This window comes from Amaricoccus macauensis (assembly GCF_014201905.1).
In the GTDB taxonomy this organism is placed as follows: Bacteria; Pseudomonadota; Alphaproteobacteria; order Rhodobacterales; family Rhodobacteraceae; genus Amaricoccus; species Amaricoccus macauensis.
This window is the reverse complement of the sequence record NZ_JACHFM010000002.1, coordinates 340,686-355,372: the sequence shown is the minus strand read 5'-3', so window position 1 is coordinate 355,372 and position 14,687 is coordinate 340,686. Positions and strand designations below refer to the sequence as shown.

General features: G+C 61.1%; 13 protein-coding genes, 1 tRNA gene and 3 pseudogenes. 7 read left to right on the top strand and 10 right to left on the bottom strand.

From position 1 onward, the window contains the following. Positions 1-96: 96 nt before the first annotated feature. Positions 97-894 (bottom strand): tellurite resistance TerB family protein, encoded by a 798-nt coding sequence (locus tag HNP73_RS09245; RefSeq protein ID WP_184148380.1) that lies wholly within the window; start codon positions 892-894, stop codon positions 97-99. 244 nt (positions 895-1,138) lie between these two features. Between HNP73_RS09245 and yghX the strand changes: the two are divergent. Together yghX and HNP73_RS09235 are read left to right on the top strand one after the other, a co-directional pair. Further along, positions 1,139-2,026 (top strand): annotated as a pseudogene (yghX, locus tag HNP73_RS09240) (YghX family hydrolase). Positions 2,027-2,574: 548 nt separating this feature from the next. Next, positions 2,575-2,651: transfer RNA gene (locus HNP73_RS09235), tRNA-Met, on the top strand. Between the two features lie 405 nt (positions 2,652-3,056). Here the strand turns inward: HNP73_RS09235 and soxR are convergent. After that, positions 3,057-3,575: a redox-sensitive transcriptional activator SoxR gene (soxR, locus tag HNP73_RS09230; RefSeq protein WP_184148379.1), complete on the bottom strand. Its 519-nt coding sequence runs from the start codon at positions 3,573-3,575 to the stop codon at positions 3,057-3,059. Positions 3,576-3,639: 64 nt separating this feature from the next. Here soxR and HNP73_RS09225 point away from each other — a divergent pair, with 64 nt between their 5' ends. Then, positions 3,640-4,245: an NADPH-dependent FMN reductase gene (locus HNP73_RS09225; protein ID WP_184148378.1), complete on the top strand. Its 606-nt coding sequence runs from the start codon at positions 3,640-3,642 to the stop codon at positions 4,243-4,245. Between the two features lie 3 nt (positions 4,246-4,248). Then, entirely contained in the window at positions 4,249-5,448 is a 1,200-nt protein-coding gene (locus HNP73_RS09220; RefSeq protein WP_184148377.1) for an MFS transporter, read from the top strand. A 66-nt stretch (positions 5,449-5,514) separates the two neighbouring features. Here the strand turns inward: HNP73_RS09220 and HNP73_RS23235 are convergent, their stop codons facing one another. Then, the gene (locus tag HNP73_RS23235) at positions 5,515-5,748 is read right to left on the bottom strand and encodes an integrase core domain-containing protein (protein ID WP_184148376.1); all 234 of its coding nucleotides are present in this window, start codon (positions 5,746-5,748) and stop codon (positions 5,515-5,517) included. Positions 5,749-5,948: 200 nt separating this feature from the next. Here HNP73_RS23235 and HNP73_RS09210 point away from each other — a divergent pair. After that, positions 5,949-6,068: pseudogene (locus HNP73_RS09210) on the top strand (IS481 family transposase); the annotation flags it as partial. Between the two features lie 30 nt (positions 6,069-6,098). Here the strand turns inward: HNP73_RS09210 and HNP73_RS09205 are convergent. The 6 genes from HNP73_RS09205 to HNP73_RS09180 form a co-directional block, all read right to left on the bottom strand. Next, complete coding sequence (locus HNP73_RS09205; RefSeq protein ID WP_184148375.1) at positions 6,099-7,631, bottom strand: M20/M25/M40 family metallo-hydrolase; 1,533 nt, start codon at positions 7,629-7,631, stop codon at positions 6,099-6,101. Between the two features lie 90 nt (positions 7,632-7,721). Beyond that, positions 7,722-8,564 carry an ABC transporter permease gene (locus HNP73_RS09200; RefSeq protein WP_221288429.1) on the bottom strand — a complete coding sequence of 281 codons (843 nt, stop codon included), beginning with the start codon at positions 8,562-8,564 and terminating at the stop codon, positions 7,722-7,724. 69 nt (positions 8,565-8,633) lie between these two features. Continuing rightward, positions 8,634-9,668, bottom strand: coding sequence for an ABC transporter substrate-binding protein (locus HNP73_RS09195; protein ID WP_184148374.1), 1,035 nt, complete (start codon positions 9,666-9,668; stop codon positions 8,634-8,636). Positions 9,669-9,735: 67 nt separating this feature from the next. Further along, positions 9,736-10,791, bottom strand: a complete 1,056-nt coding sequence (locus HNP73_RS09190) for an ABC transporter ATP-binding protein (protein ID WP_184148373.1) — start codon at positions 10,789-10,791, stop codon at positions 9,736-9,738. Beyond that, positions 10,791-11,564, bottom strand: coding sequence for an ABC transporter permease (locus HNP73_RS09185; RefSeq protein WP_221288427.1), 774 nt, complete (start codon positions 11,562-11,564; stop codon positions 10,791-10,793). Before HNP73_RS09185 ends, HNP73_RS09190 begins: the two co-directional genes overlap by 1 nt. 47 nt (positions 11,565-11,611) lie before the next feature. Further along, on the bottom strand, positions 11,612-12,850 hold the full coding sequence (locus HNP73_RS09180; RefSeq protein ID WP_184148372.1) for a metal-dependent hydrolase family protein: 1,239 nt from the start codon (positions 12,848-12,850) through the stop codon (positions 11,612-11,614). Between the two features lie 239 nt (positions 12,851-13,089). On the opposite strand from HNP73_RS09180, the gene HNP73_RS09175 reads away from it, so the two are divergent. After that, a complete protein-coding gene (locus HNP73_RS09175; RefSeq protein WP_184148371.1) occupies positions 13,090-13,764 on the top strand; it encodes a TetR/AcrR family transcriptional regulator in 675 nt (224 codons plus the stop codon). Here HNP73_RS09175 and HNP73_RS24075 read toward each other — a convergent pair. Next, positions 13,690-14,010: a transposase gene (locus HNP73_RS24075; RefSeq protein WP_184150521.1), complete on the bottom strand. Its 321-nt coding sequence runs from the start codon at positions 14,008-14,010 to the stop codon at positions 13,690-13,692. The two genes, HNP73_RS09175 and HNP73_RS24075, sit on opposite strands and share 75 nt — an antisense overlap. A gap of 192 nt (positions 14,011-14,202) precedes the next feature. Between HNP73_RS24075 and HNP73_RS09165 the strand changes: the two are divergent. Then, a pseudogene (locus tag HNP73_RS09165) lies at positions 14,203-14,685 on the top strand (Rossmann-fold NAD(P)-binding domain-containing protein); the annotation flags it as partial. Positions 14,686-14,687 lie beyond the last annotated feature (2 nt).

The following is a 14,687-nucleotide window of genomic DNA, read 5'->3' as shown; positions in this document are numbered from 1 at the left end:
GGCCCTCCGATAGCGGTCGGCCTGAGGGGCAAGCCACGGCCAGACTGCTGCTTGCCCCCTGCCAGTGATCAGACCGGAGTGATCAGACCGGAGTGATCAGACCGGAACGCCGGCCATCTTGTGCAGCTGCGCGACCGCCCCGGCATTCAGGTCGAGGGCGGAGGCGAGCTCGCGCAGGTAGGCGCGCTCCTGCTCGGTGTCGGCATCGATGGCGAGGATCGAGGCCGCGTAGACCTGCGCCGCCTGCGCGGGATCACGCACGTCTGCCGCCAGTGCCGCCACGTCGAGGGGCTTGTTCATCTCGTCGAGAACGAACTGCTTTTCCTCGGGCGTCACGCTGTCGGCCGAGATCTTGCCGATGATCTTGCCCATCTCGTCCTGGTCGATCTGGCCGTCCGCCTTGGCGGCAGCGATCATCGCCCGAAGCGCGAGCTTTTCGCTGTCCGGGCCGGTGAGTGCGCGGATCTCGCTCTCCGCGACCGGCGCGGCCTCGGCGGCGCCACCGCCGCCCTGCGCCGCGCGGAGCGCGTTCAGGGCGAGGGTACCGAGGATCGCCATCGCACCGCCGCGCGCCGCCCCGCCAAGACCACCTCCGCCGAGAAGCGCACCAGCAAGAGCACCGATCCCGCCGAGCTGCGCGCCCGAGAGCCCGCCGACCTGCTCGGTACGGGCAAAGTCGCGCGCCCGGTCGCCAAAGCCCTGCGCCGCGCCCCCGAGGGAGCCGGTATCAACGCCAGCGCGCTGCAGCACACCCTGAAGCTGACCGAAGAGCCCGCCCAGACCGCCGCCCTGGGCGTCGAGATTGTTCGCGGTGGTCTGCAGCCGGTCACGGGTCTGGGTCTGGCCCCCGAGTCCCTGCTGCATGATCTGACCGAGGATGTCTCCGAGACTCATGGTGAATTATCTCCCTTTACGCCCTGCGTGAGCCGACACTAGCACGCCCGCGAGTGTCGTCACGCTCTTCTGCGCGCGGTGGCTGAAATCCCCGAGCCGGGACCCGCGAGGTCGGGGGCGCTCCCGATGCCACGGACGCGCTTCCCGTCGCGAGGCCGATCAATCACCCGTGATCCCGCCGCGTTTGGTGAATGGCGCAATCGCGTGCATCCTGCAGACGTAGCGGATTCGGGGGAGAAGGTGAATGACACGCATGACGGCGAAGGACTTTCCGCCCGAACTGCTCGAGCTTTATGACGGCTATGCCCATGGCCGTATCACCAAGCGCGAATTCCTCGACCGTGCAGGCAAATTCGCCATCGGTGGCCTCACCGCCGCGACGATCCTCGCGCAGATGAGCCCGGACTACGCGCTGGCGCAGTAGGTCGGGTCCACCGATCCTGACATCGTCGCGGAATACATCACCTATCCTTCGCCGGAGGGTCATGGCGAGGTACGGGCCTATCTCGTTCGCCCGGCGCAGGCCGAAGGCAAGGTGCCGGGCGTCGTCGTCGTCCACGAGAACCGCGGCCTCAATCCCTACATCGAGGACGTGGCGCGCCGGGTGGCGAAGGCAGGCTTCGTCGCGCTCGCACCCGACGGGCTTTCCTCCGTGGGCGGCTATCCCGGCAACGACGAGAAGGGCCGCGAGCTGCAGGCTCAGGTGGACCCCGAGAAGCTGATGAACGACTTCTTCGCCGCGATCGAATTCCTCGCCGCGAGCGATGCCACCACCGGCAAGATCGGGATCACCGGCTTCTGCTATGGCGGCGGCGTCGCCAATGCGGCGGCGGTGGCGTTCCCGGATCTTGGCGCCGCGGTGCCGTTCTACGGCCGGCAGGCGCCCGTCGCGGACGTGCCGAAGATCAAGGCGCCGCTGCTCCTGCACTATGCCGGGCTCGACACCCGGATCAACGACGGCTGGCCCGCCTACGAGGAAGCCCTGAAGGCGAACGGCAAGACCTTCGAGGCGTACATCTACCCCGGGGTGAACCACGGCTTTCACAACGACTCGACACCGCGCTACGACGAGGCGGCTGCGACCCTCGCCTGGGACCGCACGATCGAGTGGTTCAGGAAGTACCTGAGCTGACGCCCGACGCAGGCGAGGCGCCCGGCTGGTGTCGCGGACGGCGCGCGAGAACTGGGCCGGTCCCGGAGGATCCGATGCCAAAGGTGACTTCGGTGAGCGAGAGTGGGCTCTTGCCGAGCAGCCGGGCCGCAGGACACAGCCGAATCCTGACGCAGGTGACACGCCCGGGTCGTTCAGACGTCGAACGCGCTCGCTCGCTTCTGCGGATCACGCGACCGCCACGCGCGGACGCGCCATCCCGACATCCGCCTCCATCGGCTCGAGCGCGGCCAGAAGCGGATGGTGGCATGCCTCGGGCCGTTCGGAGGCACCCGCCCGCTGCGGCGCGCGCCGGGCTCGGAGAGCGTCGCATCGGCAGAAAGCCGTCTGGGCCTTCGGATCAGGCTCGGCCTTCCGCATTCGAGTGCCGGTGGCCCGCAGCGGCAGTCACCATCCGCGTCCGGCCGACTCCACGCGACACGGGCGGAGCAACGCCCGCCCGCGACCGTCAATCGACACGCTGCGCCCTATTGACGCCCCCCTGCCCGTCCCGTAAAGACCCGCGCGTTGGCGGAGTAGCTCAGCTGGTTAGAGCAGCGGAATCATAATCCGCGTGTCGGGGGTTCAAGTCCCTCCTCCGCTACCAGATATCCCAATGAAGTCAGAGAGGCGCGCGACTCCGAACCGGGTCTTCCTCGATGGCTTGTCGACGGGACTGCGGCAGTCGCTGTCAGAGATTGTCCCGACCACGACGCATCGTCGCCATATCTCCCCCTGCGATGGTTTCCCCAACCCTCTGACCGGGTATCTTGGGCTGGCCGTTCGTGACGGCAGCATCCGCCACTGGCAGGCATGTCGTGCCCGGACGCCGCCCCCCAAGCCAGAGGCAACGGCGCAAGCATCGCCCGCTGCCGATCCGTCGTGACGTCGCTTGCACCGATCCCGCTTGCGCGCACATTCGTCGCCCCGGGTGCCCCGTCCACGCTATCCGGCCCTCCGTCGACTCGCGCCCGAAACAACGGTGGATCAGGCCGACGGCGGTCGCTCAACCTCAATCGCCTGGTTCCCGGACAGGCTCCGAGACATCATCCACCTCCGGCTCGAGCAACACCGGGCCATTCCTTCCCTGTCCCAGTTCGTCATAAGGGTTGCGCAGCGGGCAGTCCTGCGTCGACAGACAGCCGCAGCCGATGCAGGTCGTCATCTGATCGCGCAGGCGGGTGAGGCGCTGGATGCGGTCATTCAGATCGCAACGCCACCTCGCCGCGAGCTTTTCCCAGTCGGCCTGGGTCGGCGTGCGGCCTTCCGGCAACGCCGAGAGCGCGGCCTGGATTTCCTTGAGCGGAATGCCGGCGCGTTGCGCCACGCGGATAATGGCGATGCGGCGCAGCACATTGCGCTCATAGCGGCGATGATTGGCGTCCGTGCGCCAGCCGGCGATCAGCCCCTCCGCTTCGTAGAAATGCAGCGTCGAGACCGCCACGCCGGCCCGTGCCGCCACTTCGCCGACCGACAGGTCGCGGCGGGGCCGTTCTCGAGTGTGCGGGCGGCGCAAAATTTCTTCAGACATGCCGTTGACCTCAACCTTAGTTGAGGTTTTATCACCTCATGGAACCCGATGCGAGGAGTGTTCCATGCCCCCTGAAAACCGGCCCGATGAAAGCAGGTCATCCGACCGACTGAAACTGACCCTCATCTATGGCAGCGCCCGCGACACCCGGTTTGGCGACATCATCGGCGCGTGGCTCGCTGAGCGCCTGACCTGCCATCCCGAATTTGCCGTCGAGGTGATCGACCCGCGAGACCTCGATATCTCCATCCGCCACAAGTCGGACACGCCGGCGGGGCGTCAGGTGCGCGCTGCACTGGGCGCCGCCGACGGCTTCATCGTGCTGACCCCGGAATACAACCGCAGCTATCCGGCGGCGCTGAAAGCAGTGCTCGATCTTGCCTATGTCGAATGGCAAGCGAAGCCCGTGGCTTTCGTGTCCTATGGCGGGGTGTCAGGAGGCCTGCGCGCGGTGGAGCAGTTGCGGCTGGTCTTTGCCGAGCTTCATGCGGTCAGCGTGCGTGATGGCGTCAGCTTCGCCAATGTGTGGGATCATCTGGGCGAAGACGGCAAGCTGAAAGCGCCGCCCGCCGCCGATGCGGCCCTGCGCACCATGGTGGAGAAGCTCGCCTGGTGGGCCGGCGCGCTGAAGGCTGCACGCGCGGCGCAACCCTATGCGAAGGCGGGCTGAGCCATGGATGAGAAGCCAGACGCCGCCGTTCCCGACGCGCTGAAAATCACCCTTCTGGTGATCGCAACGCTGACCATCATGGCCGGCACGATTGTCGCGCCATCGCTGCCGGCGATCCGCCAGGCGTTCATCGAGACGCCGCATGTCGACCTGTTGAGCCGCATGGTGCTCACCCTGCCAGCAATTTTCGTCGCAACCTTTGCTCCGCTTGTCGGCACTCTGGCCGATCGTTACGGGCGCAAGCGGCTGCTGGTCGCGGCGATCCTGGTCTATGCGGTCGCTGGGGCATCGGGCCTTGCCGCAACCAGTCTGACCGGCGTGCTGATCGGGCGAGCGGCATTGGGGTTGGCGATCGGCGCGATCATGACCATTGGCGCAGCGCTCGTCGGCGACTACTTTCAGGGCTCCGAGCGCGAGCGCTATCTCGGCTTGCAACAGGCCTGCACCCAGATCGGCGGCGTCGCGTTCGTCATTGCCGGCGGGCTGCTGGCCGATGTGAGCTGGCGCGCGCCCTTCGCCGTCTATGGGCTGGCGCTGATCATCCTGCCGGCGGCAATGTTGTTTCTGACCGAGCCCGTTTCGACGGGGAAATCCGGCGCTGGGCCGATCACCGGCGCGGCGGTCGCCTTTCCGTGGAGATCGGTTTCGCTTGTCTGCCTCACTGCGTTCCTGATCAATGCGCTGTTCTACACCATCCCCGCGCAGCTTCCCTTCTTCTTGCGGGAACTGGGACTGGAGCGTCCGAGCGTCGCGGGCTGGGCGATTGGCGCACTGAACGCCGCGTCTGCGGCCACCGCGCTGAGCTATGGCCGGCTGCGAACCCACCTAAGCATCGTTGCGGTGTTCGCCATCAGTCTCGCCTTGATGGCGGCAGGCTATCTTGCGCTCTCGTTTGCCACCGCCGCTGCCGGCCTGCTTGCCGCCGTCGCCATTGTCGGCCTGGGTCTGGGCCTGGCCATGCCCAACATAATGTCATCGGCTATCAAGCTCGCCCCCCCTGCCACACGCGGGCGTGCGACCGGGCTTGTCACCTCGTCGATGTTTCTTGGCCATTTCGTCTCACCCATCGCCAGCCAGCCACTGATCGCGCGCGCGGGCTTTGACGGAACCTACAGCTATGTCGCGCTGACACTTGTCGCAATGACGGTCGCCAGTCTGGCCGTCCTGCTCCTGAGCAGACCGGTGCGCGGCGCGGCTTTGTGAGGCTCGGCAAAGCCGGAGAAAGGGTCCGCAGGAAAGGCCTTTTGCAGGAGTGACCTTTCCCCGCATTCAGGGCCGCGGCGAACTGGAATCTCGCTGGTTGAACTCTGCGATGAGCGGCAGTTGGGCGCCCGCAAGGGGCTTGTGCGCTGTCGCGGTGTTTCCGGTGAGAACCTCCATCGGAGTTCGGTAGCCGAGCGCCGAATGCGGGCGTTCGGTGGTGTGGTGGTGACGCCAGCGCTCGATCTGGCGGCCGCGCGGGTGCCGGACACCGATGCGCTGCCGGATGCGCCGAACCGGCACTGGAGCCTCGAGTTCGTCTCCGACGCCCTCGACTGGGGCAGCCGCTTCCGCATTCTCGCCATCGTCGACAACTTCACCCGGGAGGCGCCGGCCCTGGTGGTCGACACCTCGATCGGCGGCCGGCGCCTCTTGTGCGAGTTCGACGCTCTCGTGCCCCGCCGCGGCAGGCCTGCCGTCATCGAACGGCAGCGTCGAGGCGGCTCCATGCCGACCTCGACGCCTGACTCGTCCACTACAACACCGAGAGGCCGCATCTCGGATACCGGAACGTGGGAAGAAGGCCCATCGAAACCCTCATGTCATTCATCAGCCAAGAAGGCCAAATGGACCCTGAGGAAAAGTTTTGGGCGTCAGTTCACATCCGAATTTGCTTTCTCCATCATCATCAGGGCAGCAAACGTATCAATTGCCGTCCAGAGATTGCCGATGCGAAGATTCTCATTCGGACCGTGTTGGAAATTGTCGGGATTCACAGTGGAAACCAGCAATGTGGGAATCCCCAATTCGTCGCGCAGGACCGAGAAGATACCGATCGCCGAGCCGATGGAAGGAATGAACAGCGCGTCTTTTTCTGTCGCCCCCGAAACGGCATCCATGATCCGGACCGAAACCGGCAGGTCCATGGCAGTCCGAGAGGCCGGCGCACTCCAGTAGGTCGAAATCTTGGCGATGAGCGAGTACTGGGACCGCTCATCGGCTGACGGATCGTCAGTGACGACATGATAGCCTTGATCGGTGATATGTGCCTTGAGCGAGTCAATCATCTCGTCGGGGGTGGTGCCGACGACAGGCATCAGCATGATGGATGCAGTGGCGACGTCCGGAACGACAAATCGAGCATCATCACCGGCCCAACCTCCCTGAAATCCAGCGACGTTGAAACCAGGGGCCTGAAGACTTTCAATGTAGTTCTGGTCATTTCTCAGAGACCCCGAGAAGCCATAAAGACCAGCCAGTTCAGCTTCCAACCGCGGAACGCCATTCAGTGCATTGGCCTCGATCTCCCCCAATGGTGCAACTGAATCATAGAATCCGGGAATTTTTACGGTCCCGTCAGAGTCTCTCATCGTTGAGAGAAGATGCGACAACCGCTCGACGGGGTTGGGCGCAAAGTTGGTGAAATGACCTGCGTGCAGGACAACGTTCGCGCCATAAACGGTCACATGCGCAAAGATATTCCCTCGCGCTCCAAACCACATCGTGGGGGCACCAGTGTAGTAGGCAGGCCCATCGCAGATAAAGAATGCGTCCGAAGCAAACATTTTCCGGTGCTTCCTGACGAACTCAGGGAAATGCTCGGAGCCGGATTCCTCCTCTCCCTCAAAGACGAACCTCAGATTGTTTCGCAGCGGAACTCCGGAGGCGAGCAGCGCGTCAAGAGCTGCAAGCATACCGATAATCGGTCCCTTGTCGTCACTTGCACTGCGCGCATAAATCCGAGCATCTTCGTCGAATCTGGCGCCATGCTCGGGCAATGGTGATGGCTTGGGTTCACGTGTCGCGGGATCCAGCTTGGAAGAACGCATCACCGGTTCATAGGGATGACTGTCGATCCAGTCGGCCGGCTCGACGGGGACTCCATCGTAGTGGGAATAGAATGTCAGGGTTTGCGTTGCTCCGGGAACATCCAACTCACCCCAAACAACAGGGTTGGTTTCCGTTTCGAACAGCCGGACAATAACTCCGCGCTTCTCAAGCATTGACTTGATATACTCAGCATTCCGCCGCATCTCCGTGCGGTCAGTCTCGATATTTGGAATCGACAGAAATTCGATGAGTTCGCTCACAATCTCCCGTTCGTGAGCTTTGCGGTATTGCCGCACGGCAGCGTGGAGTTCGCGCTTTTTGTCCTGGGCTTGCTCGTGCTTATCAATCGAAGTCATCGACTTACCTCTGATGGCGAGTGAAAGTTGTGTGTGCGCATGATATCCATTCTGGACCGGGCGGCTTCAAAATGGATCGGCCGGCGTGCTCTAATAGCGGCGTCGAATGAACAACGCGGCCAATATCGAAATCGCCACCGTGGTCGCCAGAAGAATGAACGCCAAGGCTGCGCCCAAAGGCCAATTAGCCTTGTTCATGATCTCGACCACGACCATGGGAGCCATCATTCGAAACGATGGACCACCCAGTAGAACTGGCGTCGCATAAGCGTTCATTGCCAATATGAAGGAAAGCATTGACGCGGCAAGAATGCCCGGAACAACCTGAGGTAGCCGAACCAGGAAAAACGACTGAAGCGGCTGAGCCCCCAGACTGGCTGCAGCAAAGTCAATATTTTCGTCCAGGCCCTCGAAGATGCTTTGGAGCGTCAGGACAACATAGGGCAGATTGACCGCTGTCATGCCAATAAAGACAGCGATCGGTGTTTGCATGATCTGCAGCGGCTCGGAAATCAGACCGAGCTGCAGCAGAACATAATTGAGAACTCCTGCCTGGCCAAACGCGACCATCCAGCCTGCCGCCCGAACCGCGTTCGAGATAAACAAGGGAAGGATCACCGCCATCAGCAGAATGGTCTTGAGTGTTCCACTTTGTCGCGCGATCCAGTTAGCAATCGGTAAGCCCAGCGTTATGCAAAGAATGGTAACTGCGCCGGCCATTAACAGCGTAGTCCACATTCCGGTCAGGTAGTATGCCTCGGAAAAGAAGATCCTGTAATTCTCAAGCGTAAAGCCATCCACTATGAACTCTCCGGGAACATACTGGTTAAGGCTGTAGCGAAACAGATAGATCAGAGGCAGTCCCATGAAAACAAGGACCAGTCCCGTCGCAGGAATAAGTAGCGCGGCTGCGCCAATCGGTTTCGTTTGCATGTGAATTATTTCCCTGCGGTGATCCGCGATCTGCCCAGGCGAGGTCCCGGGCAGACTGGGGCCTGTTTGTCAGGCCTTGAATTCTTTGTTCCAGAAATCCTGCAGCGAGGAATCGACACCCAGCAGGTATTCGAGGTCCGGCATGATGAACTTTTCACGCTGCTCGGGCGTGTAGTCGACGCGCGCGGCCAATTCTGGAGGCAAAGTCACTTCCGAATTTGTTGGCGCGTATCCCATGTTTTCCGCGAATGCGACCTGCGGCTGTTCTTCGAGCATGGCATTGAGATAGGCGTACGCTGCTTCCTTGTTCGGAGCATTCTTTGGTACGCACATGTCGGAGAGATAGACTGCAATGCCTTCCTTCGGGATGGCTATCTCAATATTGATTCCGGCCTTTTGCCACATGTAGCCACGTGCATTCCACATTATGCACATGACAATTTCTCCGGTCTTGAGCGCTTGCGCCATGGCTTCGTTCGTTGCGAAAACCTTTACGCCTTGCTTCTTCAGCTCCATCAGCTTGGCTTTTCCAGGCTCGTAATTCGACGGACCGCCACCGGAAATCATGGCAGCGGATTCAATCGTGGTCTGATACTGAATATCGATCACGCCGATTTTTCCCGCATACTTCGGGTCCCACAGATCGGCGTAAGAGGTGGGTGCGGGGCTTACCTGGTCGGGATTGTAGAGAATTACGCGGCCAGTGTAGATATGAGGAACAGAGTACTTCGTTCGGATGAAGGGCAGGACCTTGGATAGGTTTGGTATCTTGGTCTCATCCAACTCCTCAACAGCACCCTGCGTAAACAGCTCATTGCTGCCTTGGCGGGTCATGCAGGCAATGTCCATCGTGCCGCGCGGCAGACGGCGCTCAGCCAGCAGCTTGGCCTTGCGAACGGTGTCATTTGCCGGATCAAAGATGACCTGAATTCCGCTATCCTTGAGCACGGCGTCGGCGATATGGGCTTGCTGAAGGTTCTGGTAGTCGCCTCCCCAGGTCCCAACCACGATGCGGCCTTTTGCCTGGGCAAAGGCGGGCATTGCAGTAGAGGCGAGGAAGCCACCAGCCAGCAGTCCGAAATTCCGACGATTTATCCCAATCATGTTCTTTCTACCTTGAGAGCGTTTCGGCCTGTGCAGTGATCAGTCGTCTTGTCGTCCGTGGCCGGCACTAGAGAAGCACGACGTCCTTTGGTGCGACGCTGATGTAGACTGGCGCATTCGGGATGAGTTTGACGCCCGCTTCTTCCAGTTCCCTTGGAGAGATGACGCCCGTGATCCGTTCTCCTCCGGGCATATCAATGGCAAGCTCGATCAGTCCTCCCAGGAAGACATGGCCGTGGATGGTCCCCGAAATTGCGTTGGGACCGGATTGCTCCGGAACGCTCCTGACCCGGATTGCTTCCGGGCGGATCATTGCCTCGGTCGCACCCGGCGGCTGGCTGGCGCTGGTCAGGACAATGCCGCCTTCGCTATGAAAGGCTTGATCTTTCTCGATCCGCCCGCGCAGAAAGTTTGTGCGACCAATGAAATCCGCGACAAAGCGATTTGCCGGTCGGTTATAAAGATCGTCAGGCGAGCCGATCTGCTCAATGCGACCGGAACGCATCAGGACCAGTCGATCGCCAACCGACATGGCCTCGTCCTGATCATGTGTGACCATGATCGTCGTGATGCCGAGGCGCTTTTGCAGGCTGCGCAATTCATCGCGGACTTGGAGGCGAAGTTTCGCGTCAAGGTTGGAGAGCGGTTCGTCCAACAGCAGGACGTCCGGCCGAATGGCAATGGCTCGGGCGATAGCCACTCGCTGCTGTTGACCGCCGGAGAGTTGCCGGGGGAGGCGATCCGTCAGGTGGGAAAGATCGACCAGTGACAAGGCGTCCTTGACGCGAGGCGTGATTTCGGAGTGGTTGACCCCTCGGCGGCGCAGCCCGAAGGCAACATTTTCAAAGATCGTCAGATGTGGGAACAAGGCATAGTTCTGGAATACCAGGCCGATGTTGCGCCGATAGGGAGGCTCATAGGTGATGTCTCTGCCACCCAGGATCACCTGCCCTCCGTCAGGCTCGATGAACCCCGCGAGCATTCTCAACGTCGTGGTCTTTCCGCACCCTGAGGGCCCGAGGACAATTACGAACTCGCCCTCCTGGACGTTCAGATCAATGAAATCAACGGCGCGGAAAGAGCCGTAAGTCTTGTTCAGCCCGGAAATTGCGATATTTGCCATCAGACCATCCTGGAAATGTTCACGAAGCGGTCAGAAATCACCAGCATGACGGCGACGAACAGGACCTGCAGGACAGAAACCGCCGCGATAGTGGGGTCGATCTTCCATTCAAGATACTGCATAACAGCGACTGGCAGCGTCACCTGACCCGGGCCTGAAAGGAAGATAGAGACCTCGAGGTTGCCGAAGCTGACAACAAAAGCGAACACGCCAGCCGCAAACATCGCCGGACGGATCAGTGGAAGCGTGACGCGCCAGATCACACTTGCGGGCGATGCGCCCAGGGAAGCGGCGGCTTCTTCAATAGATTGGTTCAGCCCCTCCATCGAGGCCAGCAGCAGTCGGACGCACCATGGGATCGTCAGCAGTACATGCCCCGCGGCGAAGATCGCTGTTGACCCGACGAGCGGGACACCGGACGCGATTTCGACTTCGACCACGGTAATATAGAGAGCTGCACCGATGACGATGGCCGGCACCGTCAGCGGCGACATCAACAGCTGGATCAGCGCCTCGCGTCCCCAAAATCGCCGTCGCACGATGACCAGCGCAGCCGGAACCGACACGATCAGCCCGGCTACCGTGGCAAAAGTTGCAACGGTGACCGACAACAGGAAACCACTGAGGAACTGCGGCTGTCGAAACGCTTCGGAAAACCAGCGGAACGAATAGCCTTCGACCGGAAGTGCCAGAATCTCGTTGGATGTTACCGACAGCCAGAGGATCAAGATCAGCGGCAAGAGCATGATCGACATGCCGCAGAAGATGATCATTGCCGCGGCCATCCTTCCCAGTCGCTCGGAAGGATTTCTGCCGCGGATCATATCGACCCGACCAGGCTATTCTTGACGAAACGGCCGTCCTTCATGATGGCGCTCAGGCATTCATCCGGGCGCTCAAGGACGGTCAGATCCTCCAGCGGGTTGCCGTCGACGACGAGCAGATCGGCGAATGCGCCCGGCGCAATGATCCCGATCTCATCTTCCATCCCGCAGAGTCTGGCCGATATGCGAGTGGCCGACTGCAAGATCTCATGATTGGTCAGAACCTTGGCCCGGATCGAGAACTCCATTGTCTGATACTTGTGCAGTTGGCCGAGAAGGTCGGAGCCGAAGGCCATCGGCAAGCCTGCTTCGCGCATGATTGCAAGCGATTCCAATCCCTTGACCCGAACCGTGTCGATTTTGGCTTGCGAATCCGGGTTCAAACCAAAGGCCGCACCCTCAAGCGCCAATCCTTCATATGCGGCCAGCGTGGGGCAAGCGATGCAGCCTCGCTCGGCGGCAAACCGAGCCGTCTCCGCCGAGATCAGGTTGCAATGCTCAAGCGATTTCACACCACATTCGACAGCGCGGCGTATCGAAGCATCGGAATAGGTGTGCGCCGCGACGTAGGTCCCATAATTGGTAGCTTCTTCTACAATGGCAACGATTTCATCTCGGGAATATTGAAGAACATCGATTGGATCATTGGGTGATGCAACACCGCCATTGGCCATGATCTTGATAAATTGAGCGCCGTTCTTGATCTGCTCCCGGGTTGCGCGACGGACATTGTCCACACCGTCAACCAGGATGCCGAGACTGCCCAGACTGCCATCGTGCGGGGGGCGATTGTCCGATCGCTGACGATAGTCGCCGTGGCCGACAGTCTGACTCAGCGCCTTGCCGCAGATCACGAGTCTGGGTGCCTCGATCGTGCCTTCTTCGACCGCAAGGCGCAGTCCCAGATCAGCACCGGCAAGATCTCGCAAGGTTGTAAAGCCGCGCATCAGCATGTCGCGCATGATCCCGGCGGAACGCAACGCGACCAGGGATGAGGGAAGAGCGGCGTTGAGCTCGAGGTTCACGAGAGTCGCAACGACGTGGACATGGGCATCGACAAGGCCGGGCATCAAGGTCCGGCCTGCCAAATCAATCCGTTTGGCACCCTTGGACTTGATCGAGTCAGTACTGACTTGAGAAATCCGGTTGCCTTCTACCAGCACTTCAACTCCCTCCAAGAGAGTTCCAGCGTCAGTATCCAGCACCCGACCCCCGTGGAAGATGTAATCCGCCATTCCCGTCCCCCCAATTTGTCCGCTCAAACCGTCATCGGGATACCGAGGGTATCCTTGCGACGAAGCACATAGATTTTTCCAAGCTCTGTCTACATAAAAAAACAGCACAGTCCGCAAATGTCATAAGTGGATGAAAGAAAATGGTAATTCGCTTTGATTGGTGATAGCCTCCTTGGTCGATCCCCGAGCAACCGTCCACCATAGCAGTCGGACTAACAAAATTTTAGAGGACAAAAGGCATGGCTGACAAAACTGCTCCCGACAAAAAACGAATCACAATACGCCGGTCGCAAGCAGAACGTTCATCCAGTACTCGTTGGCGCGCCTGCGAAGCTACACTAGAAGGATTGGCGGAATTTGGCCACGAAAGAATCTCCACGACGATGATCGCTCAGAAGGCCAAGATTTCGCGTGGTGCATTGACCCATCAATTTCCGACGCGGCAGGAACTATTCGTCGCTGCTCTTCGACATCTGCATGAGGATTGGGAACGGAATTCCCCAGTCGCCTTGCCGATGAACCATCCGGTCGTGCCGATGTCGGAACTGACCCAACAATTGTGGAAAACGATGTTTGACGACCGGCGCTACATCGCGGCGGTCGAACTCATGTTGGCGGCGCGTCAGGATAACGAACTGGGCCGGATTCTGCGTGCCGAAATGGCCAGGTGGATCAAGATCAGAGATGATAGCTTGTTGCGCCTGTTAGGGCATGGTCAGGGGGACTCGTCGGCGACAAAGCTTCTTCATCTGACGCTCTCAGTCCTTCGCGGCATCGCCGTCCACCGCAGCTTCGATCAGAACGATGAGCTTGCGCCGGAGCTTTTGTCCTTGTGGGTATCAATGCTCGCGCAAGGTGACATGAAGTGTAACTCGGGCGAGAGTTATACCGGGGTTGGGACTCACAACCGGTAGTCTGACGGTTGCGGCGATGGTGACGGCAGTGAGGAAGTTTGTTGCGAGCCGGTCGTATCGGGTGGCGACGCGCCGCCAGTTCGTGAGACGACAGACAGTGCGCTCAATGGCGTTGCGCTGGCGGTAGGCCCCGCGGTCGAAGGGGTGCGGACGCTTGCGCGTGGGATTGTTCGGAATGACGGGGGTGGTGCCGCGCTCGAGCAGGGTGCCACGTAGCGCCTTGCTGTCGTAGGCGGCGTTGGCCAGTCAAATCTCCAGGGCGAAGCCCTCAATCAGTACGGCCATAACCGGCACATGGCCGCGATGGCCGGCGCGCAGGATCAGGCGCCAGAGCCGGCCGCTTTCGTCGACGGCGGCGTGGATTCTGGTGGTCAGCCCGCCCCAGGATCGTCCCATCAACTGGGCCTCGCCCGCCTTTTCCCCCGCCGACGAGCGAACAGCGCCGGCGAGGCGGTACAGGGGGCGGACATCATCACCACCGTCACTGCGGACAAGAAGCACGCGACGATCCTCAACGACAACATGATCGGCGCCGGCGTCCACATCAACGCGGTCGGCGGCGACTGCCCGGGCAAGACCGAGCTTGCGGCCGGCATCCTCGAGCGCGCCGATGTCTTCGTCGAGTTCCCGCCGCAGACCCGCGTCGAGGGCGAGATCCAGCAGATGCCCGCCGACTTCCCGGTGACGGAACTCTGGCAGGTCATCACCGGCTCCGCCTCGGGCCGGCGCGGGAACGACACGATCACCATCTTCGACTCGGTCGGCTTTGCCACGGAAGACTTCTCGACCCTGCGCTACCTGCGCGACCGGACCGAGGGAACCGACCTCTACGTCGAGCTGGCACTTCTCGCCGAGCCCACCGACCCGCGCAACCTCTTCGGCGTTGTCACCGCCGCCGTCACCCCAGCCGAGGCTGCCTGAGC

Coding starts and splice junctions, on each gene's coding strand:
- HNP73_RS09195 (WP_184148374.1), bottom strand. CDS start 9,668: ATGATTGGGATAAATCGTCGGAATTTCGGACTGCTGGCTGGTGGCTTC.
- HNP73_RS09180 (WP_184148372.1), bottom strand. CDS start 12,850: ATGGCGGATTACATCTTCCACGGGGGTCGGGTGCTGGATACTGACGCT.
- HNP73_RS09245 (WP_184148380.1), bottom strand. CDS start 894: ATGAGTCTCGGAGACATCCTCGGTCAGATCATGCAGCAGGGACTCGGG.
- HNP73_RS09205 (WP_184148375.1), bottom strand. CDS start 7,631: ATGACTTCGATTGATAAGCACGAGCAAGCCCAGGACAAAAAGCGCGAA.
- HNP73_RS09185 (WP_221288427.1), bottom strand. CDS start 11,564: ATGATCATCTTCTGCGGCATGTCGATCATGCTCTTGCCGCTGATCTTG.
- HNP73_RS09200 (WP_221288429.1), bottom strand. CDS start 8,564: ATGCAAACGAAACCGATTGGCGCAGCCGCGCTACTTATTCCTGCGACG.
- HNP73_RS09225 (WP_184148378.1), top strand. CDS start 3,640: ATGCCCCCTGAAAACCGGCCCGATGAAAGCAGGTCATCCGACCGACTG.
- HNP73_RS09175 (WP_184148371.1), top strand. CDS start 13,090: ATGGCTGACAAAACTGCTCCCGACAAAAAACGAATCACAATACGCCGG.
- HNP73_RS09220 (WP_184148377.1), top strand. CDS start 4,249: ATGGATGAGAAGCCAGACGCCGCCGTTCCCGACGCGCTGAAAATCACC.
- HNP73_RS09190 (WP_184148373.1), bottom strand. CDS start 10,791: ATGGCAAATATCGCAATTTCCGGGCTGAACAAGACTTACGGCTCTTTC.
- soxR (WP_184148379.1), bottom strand. CDS start 3,575: ATGTCTGAAGAAATTTTGCGCCGCCCGCACACTCGAGAACGGCCCCGC.